The following is a 14,951-nucleotide window of genomic DNA, read 5'->3' on the forward strand; positions in this document are numbered from 1 at the left end:
GACCAGTTGCAAGACCGTTGGCAATCATTGCCGACCCCAGCGGGGAAATCCTCTGTTTCTGCGGGGCTTGGGAAATCCAGCCGGGCTTCCACTGCAACAGCAAAATCCGCGCAGTCAGTCCCCGGCGACCCCGAGCAGCTTCTGCAACCTCACGCTGCTCGTGGTGTATTCAAGCGGCAGCTTGTGCCCTGCCAGCCACTCGGCCGCGCCGAAGGCGGCGAGGGTGGCTTCGTGGAAGCCGCTCAGGATGAGCTTGCGCTTGCCGGGGTAGGTGATGGCGTCGCCCACGGCGTGGATGCCGGGCGCGCTGGTGGCGAAGGTGGCGGGGTCCACCACGAGCTGCTTGCGCTCCAGCTGCAGGCCCCATTCGGCAATCGGCCCCAGGCGCGGCACCAGGCCCAGGCGCACGAGCAGCAGGTCCAGGGGCAGGCGCAGTGGCGTGCCCTCGGGGGGGGTCAGCTCCAGCGCAGCAAGGCGCCCTTGTGCTTCCACAATGCCGCTGGCCACGCCGATGGCGACCTCGATGCGGCCTGCCGCGCGCAGGGCCTGCAGTTGTTCCAGCAGGGCGGGCGGGGCGTCGAACACGTCGCGGCGGTGCTGCAGCGTGGTGCGGGCCGGCCGCAGGGCCTCGGGGGCGGTGGCGCAGGCAATGGCCTGCTGCACGGCGGGTTCGTCGCCACCGTGCACCACCACGCGTTGGCCGGCGAGGTGGGTGTCTTCATCGATGCGGTAGCGCAGCTGGCCACCCTCGTAGGCCTCCAGGCCGGGCAGCTTGAGCGTGCGCGGCACGAAGGCTCCCACGCCGGTGGCGATGAACACGGCGCGGGCCTGCAGCTGTGTGCCTTGCGCGGTGCCCACAAGAAAACCGCCCTCCGGCTGCGCCTGCAACGTGCTCACCTGCTGGCCGAGGTGGAAGGTGGGAGCGAAGGGCTCGATCTGCGCGCGCAGGCGCTGCACCAGTTCGTGTCCGGTGCAGGCCTGGATGCCAGGAATGTCATAGAGGGGTTTGTCGCCGTACAGCTCGGCGCACTGGCCGCCGGGGTGGGGCAGTGCGTCGATGACATGGGCCCGCAGGCCCTGCAGGCCGAGCTGGAACACCTGGAAAAGCCCAACGGGCCCAGCGCCGATGACGATGGCGTCGGTGCTGGTGCTGGGCATTTCCGAACTCAATGAACCAGAGAGCGCATGCAACGGGCCCCGCCCAGACCCGGGCTGCCGTGCAAGGGCCGCCCCGCCGCATTGGCTGCGCTCCCCTTGCCGCACGCAGCGCGAGAGAAGGGGGAAGGCGCGCAGCGCCACGGGGGGGTGGGCATTATTTCACCAGGTCCTTGACCTTGCCGGGCTTGCCGTTCCACTCGTCAGCATCGGGCAGGGCGGGCTTGCGCTTGGTGATGCTCTTCCAGCCGTCGGCAAAGGCCAGGTCGGCGTTGAGCTTGATGAAGGCGATCTGGTCGGCCGGCAGGTCCTCTTCGGCAAAGATGGCGTTGGCCGGGCACTCGGGGATGCACACGGCGCAGTCGATGCACTCGTCGGGGTCGATGACGAGCATGTTCGGGCCTTCGCGGAAGCAGTCCACGGGGCACACGTCCACACAATCGGTGTACTTGCACTTGATGCAGTTTTCGGAAACGACGTGGGTCATGGCAGGAGTTGTGTGGGTCGGTGGAAACCCTCGATTTTAAAAGCTTTCACCGACGAGATTGAAGGTGCCCTGAAATCAGTGTGGATTCAGGACATGGAGACATATCAATTGACCAGGACGGCGCCGGCAGTTTTGTGGCTGGCCGTGTCCACCAGGATCAGCGATCCCAGGACGCGGGCTTTGCCGAACGCAGCGGCCGGAATGGCCTCTTGCAGCACGAGCTGGACATGGCCGATGGCATTGGGGTCCAGCTGCGTGCTGGGCTCTTCGGCCAGCGTGTTGATGTTGCGCTTGTGCACCACGGCTTTCACCTTGGCCTTGACCCAGCGGTGGCCGTGCAGTGCCCAGTAGACGCGCCCCGCCACCAGGGGTTCGTCGTCCATCCAGGCCACGGTCGTGCGCAGCTCGCGGCTGGCGGGCCATGCGGGCATGGCGGCGGGGGTGTCGCCAAAGTCATCGTCGGCCTGAGCCGCCGCCGTCGTGGGTGTAGCCAGAATCCAGTCGCCGCGCGACACGTCCACCTCCCGGTCGAGCACGATGCCTGCGCTCTGGCCGGCATCCACGCCCATGGGGCGGCGCGCGTGGTCGAGCACCTGGACCACCGTGGCCAGCTGGCCGCTGGGGAATATCTGCACCGGCGTGCCAGGCTTCACATGGCCCGCAGCCACGCGGCCCCAGAACACGCGGCGGCCCTGGCTGGTGTCGGACGAGGACGAGAACTTCTCCACCCATTGCACCGGGAAGGCCAGCGGCAGGCCGGTGTCGGCCGGGGTGTTGGGCAGCAGCTCCAGAATTTGCAGCAGGCTCGGGCCTGCGTAGCCGCACCAGCCGGGTTGGGTATCGACGACGTTCCAGCCCTTGAGGGCCGAGACGGGCACCGTGGCGCGCACGGAGATACCGGCGTCCTGGGCAAACTGCGCCAGCGCGGCGCTGATGTGGCGCCAGGCGGTGGCAGGATCTTCCACAGCGTCGAGCTTGTTCACGGCGAACACCAGCGAGTGCACGCGCAGCAGGTGCACCAGCAGGCTGTGGCGGCGCGTCTGCGGCAGCAGGGCGAGCTGCGGGTTCTGCCAGTCGAGCTTGGTGGCGTCCACCAGCACCACGGCGGCGTCGGCGCTGCTGGCGGCCGTGACCATGTTGCGCGTGTACTGTTCATGGCCCGGCGCATCGCCGATGATGAACTTGCGCTCCTCGGTGGCGAAATAGCGGTAGGCCACGTCGATGGTGATGCCCTGTTCGCGCTCGGCGCTCAGGCCGTCGGTCAGCAGGGCCAGGTCGGTCTCGCCCTGGCGTTGCACGCCGGCCAGGTGGTCCTGCAGCACGGCCTTGCTGTCCACCAGCAGGCGGCCGATCAGTGTGCTCTTGCCGTCGTCCACGCTGCCGCAGGTGATGAACTTCAGCGCGGAAATGTGGTCGTTTTTGGCTGCGGCGCCTGCCGCTACAGCGGTATCAGCTATCAAATGCGTAGTCATCAGAAATACCCGTCTTTCTTGCGCTTTTCCATCGAGGCGTCGGAGGTCTTGTCGTCCATGCGTGTGGCACCGCGCTCGCTCACGTCGGCGGCCAGGGTCTCGATGACGATCTCGGCCGGGGTGGCGGCGGTGCTCTCCACCGGTGCGGTGCAGGTGATGTCGCCCACCGTGCGAAAGCGCACGTCGCGCGTCTCCACCACTTCGCCGTCGCGCGGCAGCGTCAGCTCGGTCACGGGCATCAGCAGGCCCTTGCGGTCCACCACCGGACGCTTGTGGGTGTAGTAGATGCTGGGCAGGCCGATCTGCTCGCGGTCGATGTACTGCCACACGTCCAGCTCGGTCCAGTTGCTGATGGGGAACACGCGGAAGTGTTCATTGGGCTGCAAGCGCGTGTTGAACAGCGTCCACAGCTCGGGGCGCTGGGCCTTGGGCTGCCACTGGCCGAAGCTGTCGCGGTGGCTGAAGATGCGTTCCTTGGCGCGGGCCTTTTCCTCGTCGCGGCGGGCGCCGCCGATCAGCGCGTCGAAGCGGAATTCCTCAATCGCTTCGAGCAGCGTGACGGACTGGTGCACGTTGCGCGATTCGCCGGGGTGGGCCAGGCGCACGGTGCCGCGTGCCATCGAATCCTCGACGCTGCGCACGATAAGGTCGGCGCCCAGTTCCTTCGCGCGGAAGTCGCGGAAGTCCGTGACCTCGGGGAAGTTGTGGCCCGTGTCGATCATGAGCAGCGGGTAGGGGATGCGGCCCGCGCCAAAGGCTTTTTCGGCGCACTTGAGCATGACCAGCGAATCCTTGCCGCCCGAGAACAGCAGGGTGGGGCGCTCGAAGGCGGCGGCGACTTCGCGCAGGATGAAGATGGTTTCTTCTTCCAGGGCGTCGAGATGCGAGTTGTTGAGGTGGTAGCTCATGGGGCTGTTTTCGTTCTTCTGCAGCAGCGCAGCGTCGGTGCGGGCGTTCATGGTCGGCTCCGTGGCGGGTCAGTGGGCAATGTGCAGGCCGCACTCGCGGTTGTCTTCACCCTTGGTCGGGTCCACGTAATCGAAGTTGTTGGGCAGGCCGTGCTTCACGCAGTATTCGTGCAGGTCCCTGGACGACCAGTGCAGCAGCGGCGCCACCTTGATGAGCCCGTCCGGATTGATGCTCACCGGCTCCATCTGCGCGCGCACGGCGGTGTCGGTGGCGCGCAGCGCGGTGAACCACACCCTGGGCGCCGTCTCGCGCAGGGCGCGGGTGAAAGGTTCGAGCTTCACTTCTTCGGTGAAGGCGGCGTGGCGCGGGTCGTCGAGCGCGGGCGTGGCACCATCGACTGCCTCGCGGTGCGCACGCGAGCGGCGCGGCAGGTAGATCTGCAGGTTCAGACCCAACTGCTTCGTCACTTCGTCGGCAAAGCGGTAGGTGGCTTCGGTGTTGTAGCCGTTGTCCATCCAGACCACCGGCACATCGGGCTGCACGCGCGTGACGAGGTGCAGGATCACCGCCTCGAACGGGCGGAAGTTGGTGGTGACGATGGAAGACTGGCCCAGGCCCAGCGCCCATGCCACCAGGCCGGGGGCGTCGTGGCCGAATGTGGCGTTGACCTGCGCGAGGTCGATGCTGCTGTTCCCGGAAGCGCTCATGCCGCCTCCCGTGCAAACAGGGGGCGCGGCTCGTTCACATCGCCCTGGTAGAAACCGCCAAAACGCGCGAACTGGCGCTCGGCCGCAGCGGCGTCCACCCCCTCGGCCAGCACGGCGCTGCTGAAACCACTGCGGTGCATGTGCACCAGCTGGTCGATCAGCACATCGCCCGTGGCGCGGATGTCGCCCGCGAAGCGGTAGCGCCGGCGCAGCAGCAAGGCCTGGCTGTAGGCGCGGCCGTCGGTGAACTTGGGGAACTGCAGCTCGATGCGCTGCACGCCTTCGAGGGCACCGCTGGCCACCAGTTCGGCCAGATCGGCATCGTTGGTGATTTGCAAGGTTTTTTCGGCCTCAGCGCCTGTAGATAAAGCACCAGCAGCTATTATTTTCATGGTCATCATCGCTCTCAGTCTTGTTCTGCCAGGGCTTCCTGGTCGGCCTTGGGGTGGCGCGCGGCGTTGGCGGCCTGCTTGAAGGGCTCGTGGCCTATGCGGCGCAGCGCGTCGATGAACAGCTCGCCCGGCTTGCGCAGCGCGCGGAAGGTGGCGAGCAGGGTCTCGATCACGTCGGGCACTTCGGCGGCCGTGAACGAAGGGCCGACGACCTTGCCGCCAATCGCGGGGCCGGACAGCGTGGTGCCGTCGGAGCCGCCGAGCGTGATCTGGTACCACTCCTTGCCGTCCTTGTCGACACCCAGAATGCCGATGTGGCCGCTGTGGTGGTGGCCGCAGGAGTTGATGCAGCCGCTCATGTGCAGGTCGATGGGGCCGAGGTCGAACAGCTCGTCCAGGTCCTGGTAGCGCTCGGTGACGGCCGCGCCGATGTGCAGCGAGCGTGCATTGGCCAGCGAGCAGAAGTCGCCGCCGGGGCAAATGATCATGTCGGTGAGCAGGCCGATGTTGGGCTGCGCCAGGCCCAGCGCGCGTGCCGCGTCGTACAGCGCGGGCAGGTCGCTTTCATGCACCCAGGGCAGCATCAGGTTCTGCTCGTGCGTCAGGCGCGCCTCGGCGGCGCTGAACTGCTCGGCCAGCTGCGCCAGGGCTTCCAGCGTGGTGGCGTCGGCGTCGCCGGTGGCAAAGCCAGGGCGCTTGAACGACAGGGTGACGGTTTTCAGGCCCGGCAGCCGGTGGCCGCGCACGTTTTGCTGCAGCCAGCGCTGGTACAGCTGGCCCTGCGTGTTGACCTTGGACGGCAGGTTCGCGGCTTGCAGTGCGGGCACCACGAAATTGGCGGTCACCCGGTCGAGTTCGACCTGCGTGATGGTGTGGGGCGCGCCATCGAGTTCCACGATGTCCCTGTATTCCTTCTCCACCGCGTCGATGAAATTCTGGCCTTCGCTCTTGACGAGGATCTTGATGCGCGCCTTCCACTTGTTGTCGCGGCGGCCGTAGCTGTTGTAGGTGCGCACCACGGCTTCGATGTAGTTGAGCAACTGGTCCCAGGGGAGGAATTCGCGCACCACGCTGCCGATGATGGGCGTGCGGCCCATGCCGCCGCCCACTTTCACCGTGAACCCCATGCTGCCGTCGTCGGCGCGGCGCGCCTGCAGGCCGATGTCGTACCAGCCGGTGGCGGCGCGGTCTTCCTCGGCGCCATTGAAGGCGATCTTGAACTTGCGCGGCAGGTAGCTGAACTCGGGGTGCAGCGAGCTCCACTGGCGCGTGATTTCGGCAAACGGGCGGGTATCGACGATGCTGTCCTCGGCGATGCCTTCGAGCGCGTCGCAGGTGATGTTGCGGATGTCGTTGCCGCTGGTCTGGATGCCGTGCATGCTCACGCTGGCCAGCAGGTCCATCACATCGGCGGCGCGGGTGATGGGAATCCAGTTGAACTGCACGTTGGTGCGCGTGGTGAAGTGCCCATAGCCATAGCGCAACGGCGCTGCGGGCAGCGTGGTGCCGGGCTGCGCGTCCTGCAACGCGTCTTGCGTGGCCTGGGCATGCGCCAGCAGCTCCGGCGCGGGTTGGTCGTACTCGCGCGCGATGTGGGCCAGCGTGCGCAACTGCGTGCTGCTGATTTCGCCGTAGGGCACGGCAATGCGCGCCATGGGCGCGTAGCGCTGGATGTACCAGCCGTTTTGCAGGCGCAGCGGCAAAAGCTGCTCGTCGGTCAGTTCACCGCGCTGCCAGCGTTCGATCTGGTCGCGGAACTGCTCGGCGCGCAGTTTGACGAATTGCTTGTCGAATGGGGTGTATTGGTACATGGGGCAACGAGTCTCTTAAATCAAAACGAGTTTGGCGCCCGCCCAGGCGAGCAGCACGGAAAGGGCCGAGCGGATGAGGCGCTCGGGGGTGCGTGAAACCAGGCGTGAGCCCAGCCAGATGCCGGGCAGCGAGCCGGCCAGCAACTGCAGCAGCAGGGGCCAGTCCACCGAGCCCAGCGACGCATGGCCCAGGCCCGCCACCAGCGTGAGCGGCACGGCGTAGGCGATGTCGGCGGCGATGATACGCGGCAGCGGCAGGTGCGGAAACACCAGCAGCAGCACGGTGACGCCGATGGCGCCGGCGCCCACCGAAGTGAAGGTGACCAGCGTGCCGATGACGGCGCCCAGCAGCACCGGCAGGCTCCAGTGGCGGGGCTTTGCGGCATTGGCTGCGTTGGCGCGGCGGGCAGCCAGTTCGGCCGCCTGGCGCTGGGCCGAGAACACCAACACCTTGTAGGCGGTGGCGGCGGCCGTGAGCAGCAGGGCAATGCCCAGCGTGCTGGTCATGAGGTGCTGCGCCTGCGCCGTGGCCGGCCCCATGCGGTGCAGCAGCCACAGCGCCGCCAGTGCCGCCGGAATGCTGCCTGCGCACAGCAGGCCCACCACGCGCCAGGGCACCAGGCGCTGGCGGGCCATGCTCACGGTGCCACCCATCTTGGTGAAAGCCGCGAACAGCAGGTCGGTGCCAATGGCCAGGTGGGGTTTCACGCCAAAGAAGAAGATCAGCACGGGCGTCATCAGCGAGCCGCCGCCCACACCGGTCAGGCCCACGATGAGCCCGACGGCAAAGCCCGCAAAAACAAACGCGAAATCATGCATGGCTGCGACTGTAGAGGCGCAGCTTATGAAAACAAACGATTGTTTTGTGCTGCCCTTATGCGAATAAGCTTATGCACAAGCTGTGGTGCGGTTTGCGAGGGTTTGATGCCGCTGCGGGCCTTGTTTTCTCTCCGGCCCGGGCCAGCAGCCTCCGTGCATGGGCCGCCCTGCCTGTGCGGGCTTGACGGCGCTTGAAGGGCTGGTCTGCTCCTGGCTCCTGGCCCCTGGTGGTTGTGCGGAGGCGCGCAGCACCCTGTTCACTTCTCCAGCCGCTCCGTGCCCATGGCGCGTGCCAGGCGCGCATCCAGCGGCAGCGGCTCTGCATTCAACAGCGCGGCCAGCAGCTCGCCGCACAGCACGGCCCGGGTGAGCCCGCGCGCGCCCATGGCGGTGCACACCCACAGGCCGGGCAGGGACTGGGTATCGACGGGGCCAACGATGGGCAGGCGGTCGGTCGAGGTGCAGCGCACGCTGGCCCAGGCGCGCACGGCTGCGGCATCCGAGGGCGATGTGCCGGCAAACGCCGCCTGCAGCGTGGGCGCTGCGCCGGGCAGCAATTCCTGCAGGCGCCGCCAGTTGGTGGCATGGGCCGAAGCCGCTTCTGCGGGAGTCAGCGGCAAGGTGTCCACATCCCGTTCAAAGGTGGAGCCCATGTGCCAGGCAAGGCCCACCTCTCGCGGAACATGGGCGACCAGGCCGCCATTTCCGTTGACCGGAAAAGGGGGCAGGGCAGTAGCACCCGCGTCTTGCAATCCCCACGACAACTGGCCACGCACGGACTGCAGCGCAAGGGCGGGCGCCGACGAAGCCGCGAGCAACGCATTGCAGGCAGGGCCTGCAGCCAGCACCACGCATTCAGCCTTGGCAATGGCGTGGCCGTGTTCATCCAGTGCCTGCCACTGCCCGGTGGCGGAGCCGTCTGTCCCCGGGTTGCGCTGTAGGCGCGCTACCGGCGTACCGGGGCGCCACTCGATGCCGGGCTGCGCCAACAATGCGCGGACCAGGCGCGCGGGTTGCACCCAGCCCGCTTTCGCATGCCAGCAGGCGGGGGTGTCTTGCGCCAGGCCGGCGGCTTGCAGAATGGGCGCACTGGCTGTCTGGCTCCAGTCGGCACCCGGGCCTTGTTGCCAGCCTTCGGGCAGACCCAGGTTCCGCTCGGGCCGGCGTTCCAGCACGCCGCAAGGATTCCAGTCCACGCCCTGCTGCAACAGCGCCTTCGACTGCTGCAGCATGGCGCGCACGCCACTGCGCGACACGCGCGAAAAAACGTTGTCGTCCGGTGACAGATGGGGGGCGAACAGGCCCACCGGCAGTCCGGAGGCCCCCGCCGCCGGTGCATCCCCCATGTCCAGCACCTGCACCTGCCAGCCGCGCCGCGCCAGGCTGGCTGCCGTGGCGGCGCCTGCCAGGCCTGCGCCAATCACCATGCAGCGGGCCGGTGCCGTGTGCACGGGGTGGGCAGGGGCGGTGCGCGAAGTGCGCGGCTCCCACTGTGGATCGAAGGTGGCTTGCAGGTTGTCGCGCTTGGGCGGCACGCCCGGCACCTTCTCTGCATTGAAGCCGCATTGCGTGAGGGCGTCGCGCACCGAGCGCGCAATGGTCCAGGTGGCCAGGCGCGTGCCCCGGCGGCAACAGCGCGCCACGGCCTTGAGCGTATGCAGGTTCCAGAGATCCGGATTGCGCTGGGGGCTGAATCCGTCCAGATAGACCGAATCCACGGTCCATTCCTGCTGGCGCAGCACCGTTTGCGCGTCACCGATGCACAGCGTGAGCAGCACGCGCCCGCCGTCAAACGTGAGGCGGTGTACGCCGGGCAACAGTCCCCAGAACTGGTCGTGCAGTTCCTGGGCCAAGGGCGCAAGTGCCGGATGGGCCGAGGCAGCACGCAGCAGATCTGCGGCACCGACGGGCCAGGCCTCCGTCGAGATGAAGTGCAGCAGGCGGGGACGCTGCGCATCGGCCCGCCATGCAGCCCAGGTGACCAGAAAATTCAGCCCAAAGCCGAACCCGGTTTCGAGAATGCGCCACTGGGCCTGCCCGGCCCAGGCCGCCGGTAGCCCGCAGCCGTGCAGGAAAACCTGGTGCGCCTGGTCCAGCCCACCGTTTTCACTGTGGTACCGGTCGCTGAAGCGGGGGCTGAACGGGGTGCCGTCCGGTAGCCAGTCAATGGGTTCGGACATGGGACGGTGTGAAAAAAGACGCAGGAGCCTGGTGGCGCGCAGGCCGAGGCCTGACCCGGACCGTCACCTGATGACTGTTGAAAGTCAAACCACTTTTGCAGCGCTGCACTCCGTTACGCGCTGGGCGGAACATAGCCCGCCGCGGCGTCTGCGCCGCCGCCAAAGAAATGGTTCTCCATCTGGCGGGCCAGGTATTGGCGGGCGCGGGCGTCGGCCAGGTTCAGGCGGTTTTCATTCACCAGCATGGTCTGGTGCTTGATCCAGTCGGCCCAGGCCTGCTTGCTGACGTTCTCCCAGATGCGCTTGCCCAGTTCACCGGGGTAGGGCGGGAAGTCGAGGCCTTCGGCTTCCTTGCCGAGCTTGATGCATTGAACGGTGCGTGCCATGGGGTTTCCTTGTGGTGGGGTGAGCACACAGTGCTCGCTAAGATGTTTTGGATATAAAAAACTGAAATCTTGGTTGTTTCAGTTTTGAAGAGGGCCTTTCGGAATGCGTTGCATCGGTGTTTCGCACCGCAACCCATTCCCGACAAGAGGCCTTCCCTGAACTTTCACCGCAACTTTATCAAGTTTCCCTTCGCTGCCGCCCTGGCGGGTGGTTTGGCCCTGACGGCATCGCCGTCGTTTGCACAGTCTGTGACGCTGCTCAATGCCGACAACGCGGGCTTCGACCAAATCTATGCGCGGAAATAAGGGGCGGATGTGCACCGGGTGATGGACAACTGCGGCAGGCACAGGAAGCTATTCAATATGTAGTTTTTTGCCGGCTGGGCTCAGCGCTTCGAATCCGGCGGACTGGCCGGCGGACGCGGGGGGGCGAACAGATCCCAGCTGGCCATGAACAGGGCGGCAATCGCGGGGCCGATGACAAACCCGGTCAGCCCGAACAGGGCCATGCCGCCCAGCGTGGAGATCAGCACCACATAGTCGGGCATCTTGGTGTCCTTGCCCACCAAAATTGGGCGCAGGATGTTGTCCACCAGGCCGATCACCCCCACTCCATAGAGGACCAGCACCATGCCCTGCGCCACGGCGCCAGTGGCCAGGAAATACAAGGCCACGGGCCCCCAGACCAGTCCTGCGCCCACGGCGGGCAGCAGCGACAAAAAGGCCATGGCCACGCCCCAGAGCACGGGGGCCTGGATGCCCAGAATCCAGAAAATCAGGCCGCCCAGCGCCCCTTGCGACGCTGCCACCACGATGTTCCCCTTCACGGTGGCCCGGATCACGGTGGTGAACTTGTGGGCCAGCTGGTGCTTGTGCTCGGTGCCGAGCGGCATGGCGTGGCTGATGCGCGTGGCCAGCGCCGCGCCATCGCGCAGCAGAAAGAACAGCAGGTACAGCATCACGCCAAAGCCCACCACGAATTCCAGGGTGTTCTGCCCTACGCTGAGCGCCTGGGTCGCAAAGAACTGGCTGGCCTGCACCGCCACGGACGACAGTTTTTCCTGCAATTCGGCCAGGGTCGTGAGGTTGAAACGCTCCAGGAGGCCGGTGGCCCAGGCGGGCATCGCGGCCAGGATCTGCTGCAGGTACTGGCCAAAGTTCAGCTGACCTGATTTGAGGCGGTCGTAGATGCCCGTGGCTTCCTGGACCAGGGTCACGGTGATCAGGGTCATGGGCAAGATGACGACCACCAAACACAGCGACAAGGTGGCAAGGGCTGCCAGGTTGGGGCTGCGGGGCATGCGCCGCAACAGCCGGCGATGCAGGGGGGCAAACAGGATCGCCAGCACCACCCCCCAGAAAACGGCGCCATGAAATTGCCACAGAATGGCCCCGAAGGCGAGCGTGACCAGGGTCAGGAGAATCAGGAACACGCGGTTCTCAAAGGGGGGGGATGGCATGGGCGTCGGCTGGCAGATGGAATGCCCGCACTGTACGCGAGTGAATGATGCCCGCCTGGCGCGCCGGCCCCGGGGGCGGGATAAATCCCGGATTCTTGGCAGGACCGGTTGGTGGTTCGGTGGCACAATACGCCCCGTACCAAAGGCCCTTCCCCAGCCACAGTCGCATCCGCCAATCGGTCCAGCCGTGTCGCGGAAGGTTTCTCAACCAGCTAATGCTTCCCCAAGGGAAGCGGAGGTCAGCGGAATATGAGCGATACGACATCCGTCTATCAAGCCTACCAAGGCAATACCTACCTCTTCGGCGGCAATGCGCCCTATGTCGAAGAGATGTACGAAAACTACCTTGCCAACCCCGGCAGCGTGCCCGACACGTGGCGCGAGTATTTTGATGCGCTGCAGCATGTGCCGGCCGTGGACGGCTCCAACGCCCGCGACGTTCCCCACCTGCCCGTGATCAACGCCTTTGCCGAGCGTGCAAAGCAGGGTGGCACCAAGGTGGTGGTGGCCAGTGCCGACGCCGAAATGGGCCGCAAGCGCACCGCCGTGCAGCAGCTGATTGCCGCCTACCGCAACGTGGGCCAGCGCTGGGCCGACCTGGACCCCTTGAAGCGCACCGAGCGTCCCGCCATTCCCGAACTGGAGCCGTCGTTCTACGGCTTCAGTGATGCCGACCAGGAAACGGTGTTCGACACGAGCAACACCTTCTTCGGCAAGGACAAGATGCCGCTGCGCGAGCTGCTCAACGCGCTGCATGAAACCTACTGCGGCACCATCGGCGCCGAGTACATGTACACCACCAACCAGGCGCAAAAGCGCTGGTGGCAGCAAAAGCTGGAAGGCATCCGCAGCAAGCCCCAGTTCAACGCCGACCGCAAACGCCACATCCTCGATCGCCTCACGGCTGCCGAAGGGCTGGAACGCTTCCTGCACACCAAGTACGTTGGGCAGAAGCGCTTCTCGCTCGAAGGCGGCGAGAGCTTCATCGCCGCCATGGACGAGCTGATCCAGTCGGCCGGCGCCAAGGGCGTGCAGGAAATCGTGATCGGCATGGCCCACCGCGGTCGCCTGAACGTGCTGGTGAACTCGCTGGGCAAGATGCCGGCCGACCTGTTCGCCGAGTTCGACCACACGGCGCCGGAAGACCTGCCCAGCGGCGACGTCAAGTACCACCAGGGCTTCAGCTCGGACGTGACCACGTCCGGCGGCCCGGTGCACCTCTCGCTGGCCTTCAACCCCTCGCACCTGGAGATCGTCAATCCCGTGGTCGAGGGCTCGGTGCGCGCCCGCATGGACCGCCGCGCCGACCCCCAGGGCAGCCAGGTGCTGCCCGTGCTGGTGCACGGTGACTCGGCCTTCGGCGGCCAGGGCGTGAACCAGGAAACCCTGGCGCTGGCCCAGACCCGTGGCTACACCACCGGCGGCACGGTGCACATCATCATCAACAACCAGATCGGTTTCACCACGTCCGACCCGCGCGACATGCGCTCGACCGTGTATTGCACCGACATCGTCAAGATGGTCGAGGCCCCCGTATTGCACGTGAACGGTGACGACCCCGAAGCCGTGGTGCTGGCCACCCAGCTGGCGCTGGAGTTCCGCATGGAGTTCCGCCAGGACGTGGTGGTGGACATCACCTGCTTTCGCAAGCTGGGCCACAACGAGCAGGACACCCCTGCACTGACCCAGCCGCTGATGTACAAGAAAATTGCCCAGCACCCCGGCACGCGCAAGCTGTATGCCGACAAGCTGGCCGCCCAGGGCATGGGTGCCACGCTGGGCGACGACATGGTCAAGGCCTACCGCGCCGCCATGGATGCCGGCAAACACACGGTCGACCCGGTTCTGACCAACTTCAAGAGCAAGTACGCGGTGGATTGGTCGCCCTTCGTGGGCAAGAAGTGGACCGACGCCGGCGACACCGCGATTCCGCTGACCGAATGGAAGCGGCTGGCCGAAAAGCTCACCACCATTCCGGACAGCGTGGCGCCGCACCAGCTGGTCAAGAAGGTGTACGACGACCGCGCCGCCATGGGCCGTGGCGAGGTCAACGTGGACTGGGGCATGGGCGAGAGCATGGCCTTTGCCTCGTTGGTGGCCAGCGGCTACCCGGTGCGCCTGTCGGGCGAGGACTCGGGCCGTGGCACCTTCACGCACCGCCACGCCGTGATCCACGACCAGAACCGCGAGAAGTGGGACACCGGCACCTATGTGCCCCTGCAGAACGTGGCCGAGAACCAGGCGCCGTTCGTCGTGATCGATTCCATCCTGTCCGAAGAAGCCGTGCTGGGCTTCGAGTATGGCTACGCCGGTTCCGACCCCAACACGCTCGTCATCTGGGAAGCGCAATTCGGCGACTTCGCCAATGGCGCGCAGGTGGTGATCGACCAGTTCATCGCCTCGGGCGAGGTCAAGTGGGGCCGCGCCAACGGGCTGACGCTGATGCTGCCGCATGGCTATGAAGGCCAGGGCCCCGAGCACAGCTCGGCACGCCTGGAGCGCTTCATGCAGCTGGCCGCCGACGCCAACATGCAGATCGTGCAGCCCACCACGGCCAGCCAGATCTTCCATGTGCTGCGCCGCCAGATGGTGCGTGACCTGCGCAAGCCGCTGGTCATCATGACGCCCAAGTCCCTGCTGCGCAACAAGGATGCCACCTCGCCCCTGTCCGAATTCACCAAGGGCAGCTTCCAGACGGTGATCCCCGAGCAGAACGATGCCATCGACAAGAAGGCCGACAAGGTCAAGCGCGTGATCGCCTGCTCTGGCAAGGTGTACTACGACCTGGTGAAGAAGCGCACCGAGAACGAAGTGACCGATGTGGCGATCATCCGTATCGAGCAGCTGTACCCGTTCCCGCACAAGGCCTTTGCTGCTGCGCTCAAGAGGTATCCGAACGCCACCGACATCGTCTGGTGCCAGGACGAGCCGCAGAACCAAGGCGCCTGGTTCTTCATCCAGCACAACATCCACGAGAACATGCTCGATGGCCAGAAGCTGGGCTACTCGGGCCGCGCAGCGTCCGCTTCGCCGGCCGTGGGTTATTCGCACCTGCACCAGGAACAGCAAAAGGCGCTGGTCGAAGGCGCGTTTGCCAAGCTCAAGGGTTTTGTCCTGACCAAGTAAGGCCGGCAACCCCTCTCCAGAACAAAACCCATTCCGAAAGAACTGAT

Annotated in this window: 12 protein-coding genes; 1 reads left to right on the forward strand and 11 read right to left on the reverse strand. The window is 66.1% G+C overall.

The features are described 5' to 3' along the window. Positions 1-114: 114 nt before the first annotated feature. The 11 genes from AC1Q5S_RS00470 to AC1Q5S_RS00520 all read right to left on the reverse strand — a co-directional run bounded on the left by AC1Q5S_RS00470 (position 115) and on the right by AC1Q5S_RS00520 (position 11,778). Positions 115-1,158, reverse strand: coding sequence for an NAD(P)/FAD-dependent oxidoreductase (locus tag AC1Q5S_RS00470; protein WP_492238206.1), 1,044 nt, complete (start codon positions 1,156-1,158; stop codon positions 115-117). Positions 1,159-1,312: 154 nt separating this feature from the next. Further along, positions 1,313-1,642 carry a ferredoxin FdxA gene (gene fdxA / locus AC1Q5S_RS00475; protein WP_026436096.1) on the reverse strand — a complete coding sequence of 110 codons (330 nt, stop codon included), beginning with the start codon at positions 1,640-1,642 and terminating at the stop codon, positions 1,313-1,315. A 104-nt stretch (positions 1,643-1,746) separates the two neighbouring features. Next, positions 1,747-3,114 carry a sulfate adenylyltransferase subunit 1 gene (locus tag AC1Q5S_RS00480; protein ID WP_303834932.1) on the reverse strand — a complete coding sequence of 456 codons (1,368 nt, stop codon included), beginning with the start codon at positions 3,112-3,114 and terminating at the stop codon, positions 1,747-1,749. After that, on the reverse strand, positions 3,114-4,073 hold the full coding sequence (gene cysD / locus AC1Q5S_RS00485; RefSeq protein WP_303834934.1) for a sulfate adenylyltransferase subunit CysD: 960 nt from the start codon (positions 4,071-4,073) through the stop codon (positions 3,114-3,116). The genes AC1Q5S_RS00480 and cysD overlap by 1 nt, the downstream gene beginning before the upstream one ends. A gap of 18 nt (positions 4,074-4,091) precedes the next feature. After that, the gene (locus AC1Q5S_RS00490; protein ID WP_303834935.1) at positions 4,092-4,730 is read right to left on the reverse strand and encodes a phosphoadenosine phosphosulfate reductase domain-containing protein; all 639 of its coding nucleotides are present in this window, start codon (positions 4,728-4,730) and stop codon (positions 4,092-4,094) included. Next, positions 4,727-5,122: a DUF934 domain-containing protein gene (locus AC1Q5S_RS00495; RefSeq protein ID WP_303834974.1), complete on the reverse strand. Its 396-nt coding sequence runs from the start codon at positions 5,120-5,122 to the stop codon at positions 4,727-4,729. Before AC1Q5S_RS00495 ends, AC1Q5S_RS00490 begins: the two co-directional genes overlap by 4 nt. Positions 5,123-5,136: 14 nt before the next feature. Continuing rightward, entirely contained in the window at positions 5,137-6,933 is a 1,797-nt protein-coding gene (locus tag AC1Q5S_RS00500; RefSeq protein ID WP_492238207.1) for a nitrite/sulfite reductase, read from the reverse strand. A gap of 15 nt (positions 6,934-6,948) precedes the next feature. Next, positions 6,949-7,752, reverse strand: coding sequence for a sulfite exporter TauE/SafE family protein (locus AC1Q5S_RS00505; RefSeq protein WP_303834938.1), 804 nt, complete (start codon positions 7,750-7,752; stop codon positions 6,949-6,951). 257 nt (positions 7,753-8,009) lie between these two features. Further along, positions 8,010-9,932: a bifunctional tRNA (5-methylaminomethyl-2-thiouridine)(34)-methyltransferase MnmC2/FAD-dependent 5-carboxymethylaminomethyl-2-thiouridine(34) oxidoreductase MnmC1 gene (gene mnmC / locus AC1Q5S_RS00510; RefSeq protein ID WP_492238208.1), complete on the reverse strand. Its 1,923-nt coding sequence runs from the start codon at positions 9,930-9,932 to the stop codon at positions 8,010-8,012. Positions 9,933-10,045: 113 nt separating this feature from the next. Next, positions 10,046-10,318 carry an oxidative damage protection protein gene (locus AC1Q5S_RS00515; RefSeq protein ID WP_005799545.1) on the reverse strand — a complete coding sequence of 91 codons (273 nt, stop codon included), beginning with the start codon at positions 10,316-10,318 and terminating at the stop codon, positions 10,046-10,048. Between the two features lie 386 nt (positions 10,319-10,704). After that, the gene (locus tag AC1Q5S_RS00520) at positions 10,705-11,778 is read right to left on the reverse strand and encodes an AI-2E family transporter (RefSeq protein ID WP_303834946.1); all 1,074 of its coding nucleotides are present in this window, start codon (positions 11,776-11,778) and stop codon (positions 10,705-10,707) included. Between the two features lie 249 nt (positions 11,779-12,027). On the opposite strand from AC1Q5S_RS00520, the gene AC1Q5S_RS00525 reads away from it, so the two are divergent. Beyond that, positions 12,028-14,904: a 2-oxoglutarate dehydrogenase E1 component gene (locus tag AC1Q5S_RS00525; RefSeq protein ID WP_422202693.1), complete on the forward strand. Its 2,877-nt coding sequence runs from the start codon at positions 12,028-12,030 to the stop codon at positions 14,902-14,904. Positions 14,905-14,951 lie beyond the last annotated feature (47 nt).

The organism is Acidovorax sp. GW835-FHT14B10, from assembly GCF_058793725.1.

What these genes read in the sequence shown, in the direction of transcription:
- AC1Q5S_RS00470 (WP_492238206.1), bottom strand. Translation starts at nt 1,158, where the DNA reads ATGCCCAGCACCAGCACCGACGCCATCGTCATCGGCGCTGGGCCCGTT.
- fdxA (WP_026436096.1), bottom strand. Translation starts at nt 1,642, where the DNA reads ATGACCCACGTCGTTTCCGAAAACTGCATCAAGTGCAAGTACACCGAT.
- AC1Q5S_RS00480 (WP_303834932.1), bottom strand. Translation starts at nt 3,114, where the DNA reads ATGACTACGCATTTGATAGCTGATACCGCTGTAGCGGCAGGCGCCGCA.
- cysD (WP_303834934.1), bottom strand. Translation starts at nt 4,073, where the DNA reads ATGAACGCCCGCACCGACGCTGCGCTGCTGCAGAAGAACGAAAACAGC.
- AC1Q5S_RS00490 (WP_303834935.1), bottom strand. Translation starts at nt 4,730, where the DNA reads ATGAGCGCTTCCGGGAACAGCAGCATCGACCTCGCGCAGGTCAACGCC.
- AC1Q5S_RS00495 (WP_303834974.1), bottom strand. Translation starts at nt 5,122, where the DNA reads ATGAAAATAATAGCTGCTGGTGCTTTATCTACAGGCGCTGAGGCCGAA.
- AC1Q5S_RS00500 (WP_492238207.1), bottom strand. Translation starts at nt 6,933, where the DNA reads ATGTACCAATACACCCCATTCGACAAGCAATTCGTCAAACTGCGCGCC.
- AC1Q5S_RS00505 (WP_303834938.1), bottom strand. Translation starts at nt 7,752, where the DNA reads ATGCATGATTTCGCGTTTGTTTTTGCGGGCTTTGCCGTCGGGCTCATC.
- mnmC (WP_492238208.1), bottom strand. Translation starts at nt 9,932, where the DNA reads ATGTCCGAACCCATTGACTGGCTACCGGACGGCACCCCGTTCAGCCCC.
- AC1Q5S_RS00515 (WP_005799545.1), bottom strand. Translation starts at nt 10,318, where the DNA reads ATGGCACGCACCGTTCAATGCATCAAGCTCGGCAAGGAAGCCGAAGGC.
- AC1Q5S_RS00520 (WP_303834946.1), bottom strand. Translation starts at nt 11,778, where the DNA reads ATGCCATCCCCCCCCTTTGAGAACCGCGTGTTCCTGATTCTCCTGACC.
- AC1Q5S_RS00525 (WP_422202693.1), top strand. Translation starts at nt 12,028, where the DNA reads ATGAGCGATACGACATCCGTCTATCAAGCCTACCAAGGCAATACCTAC.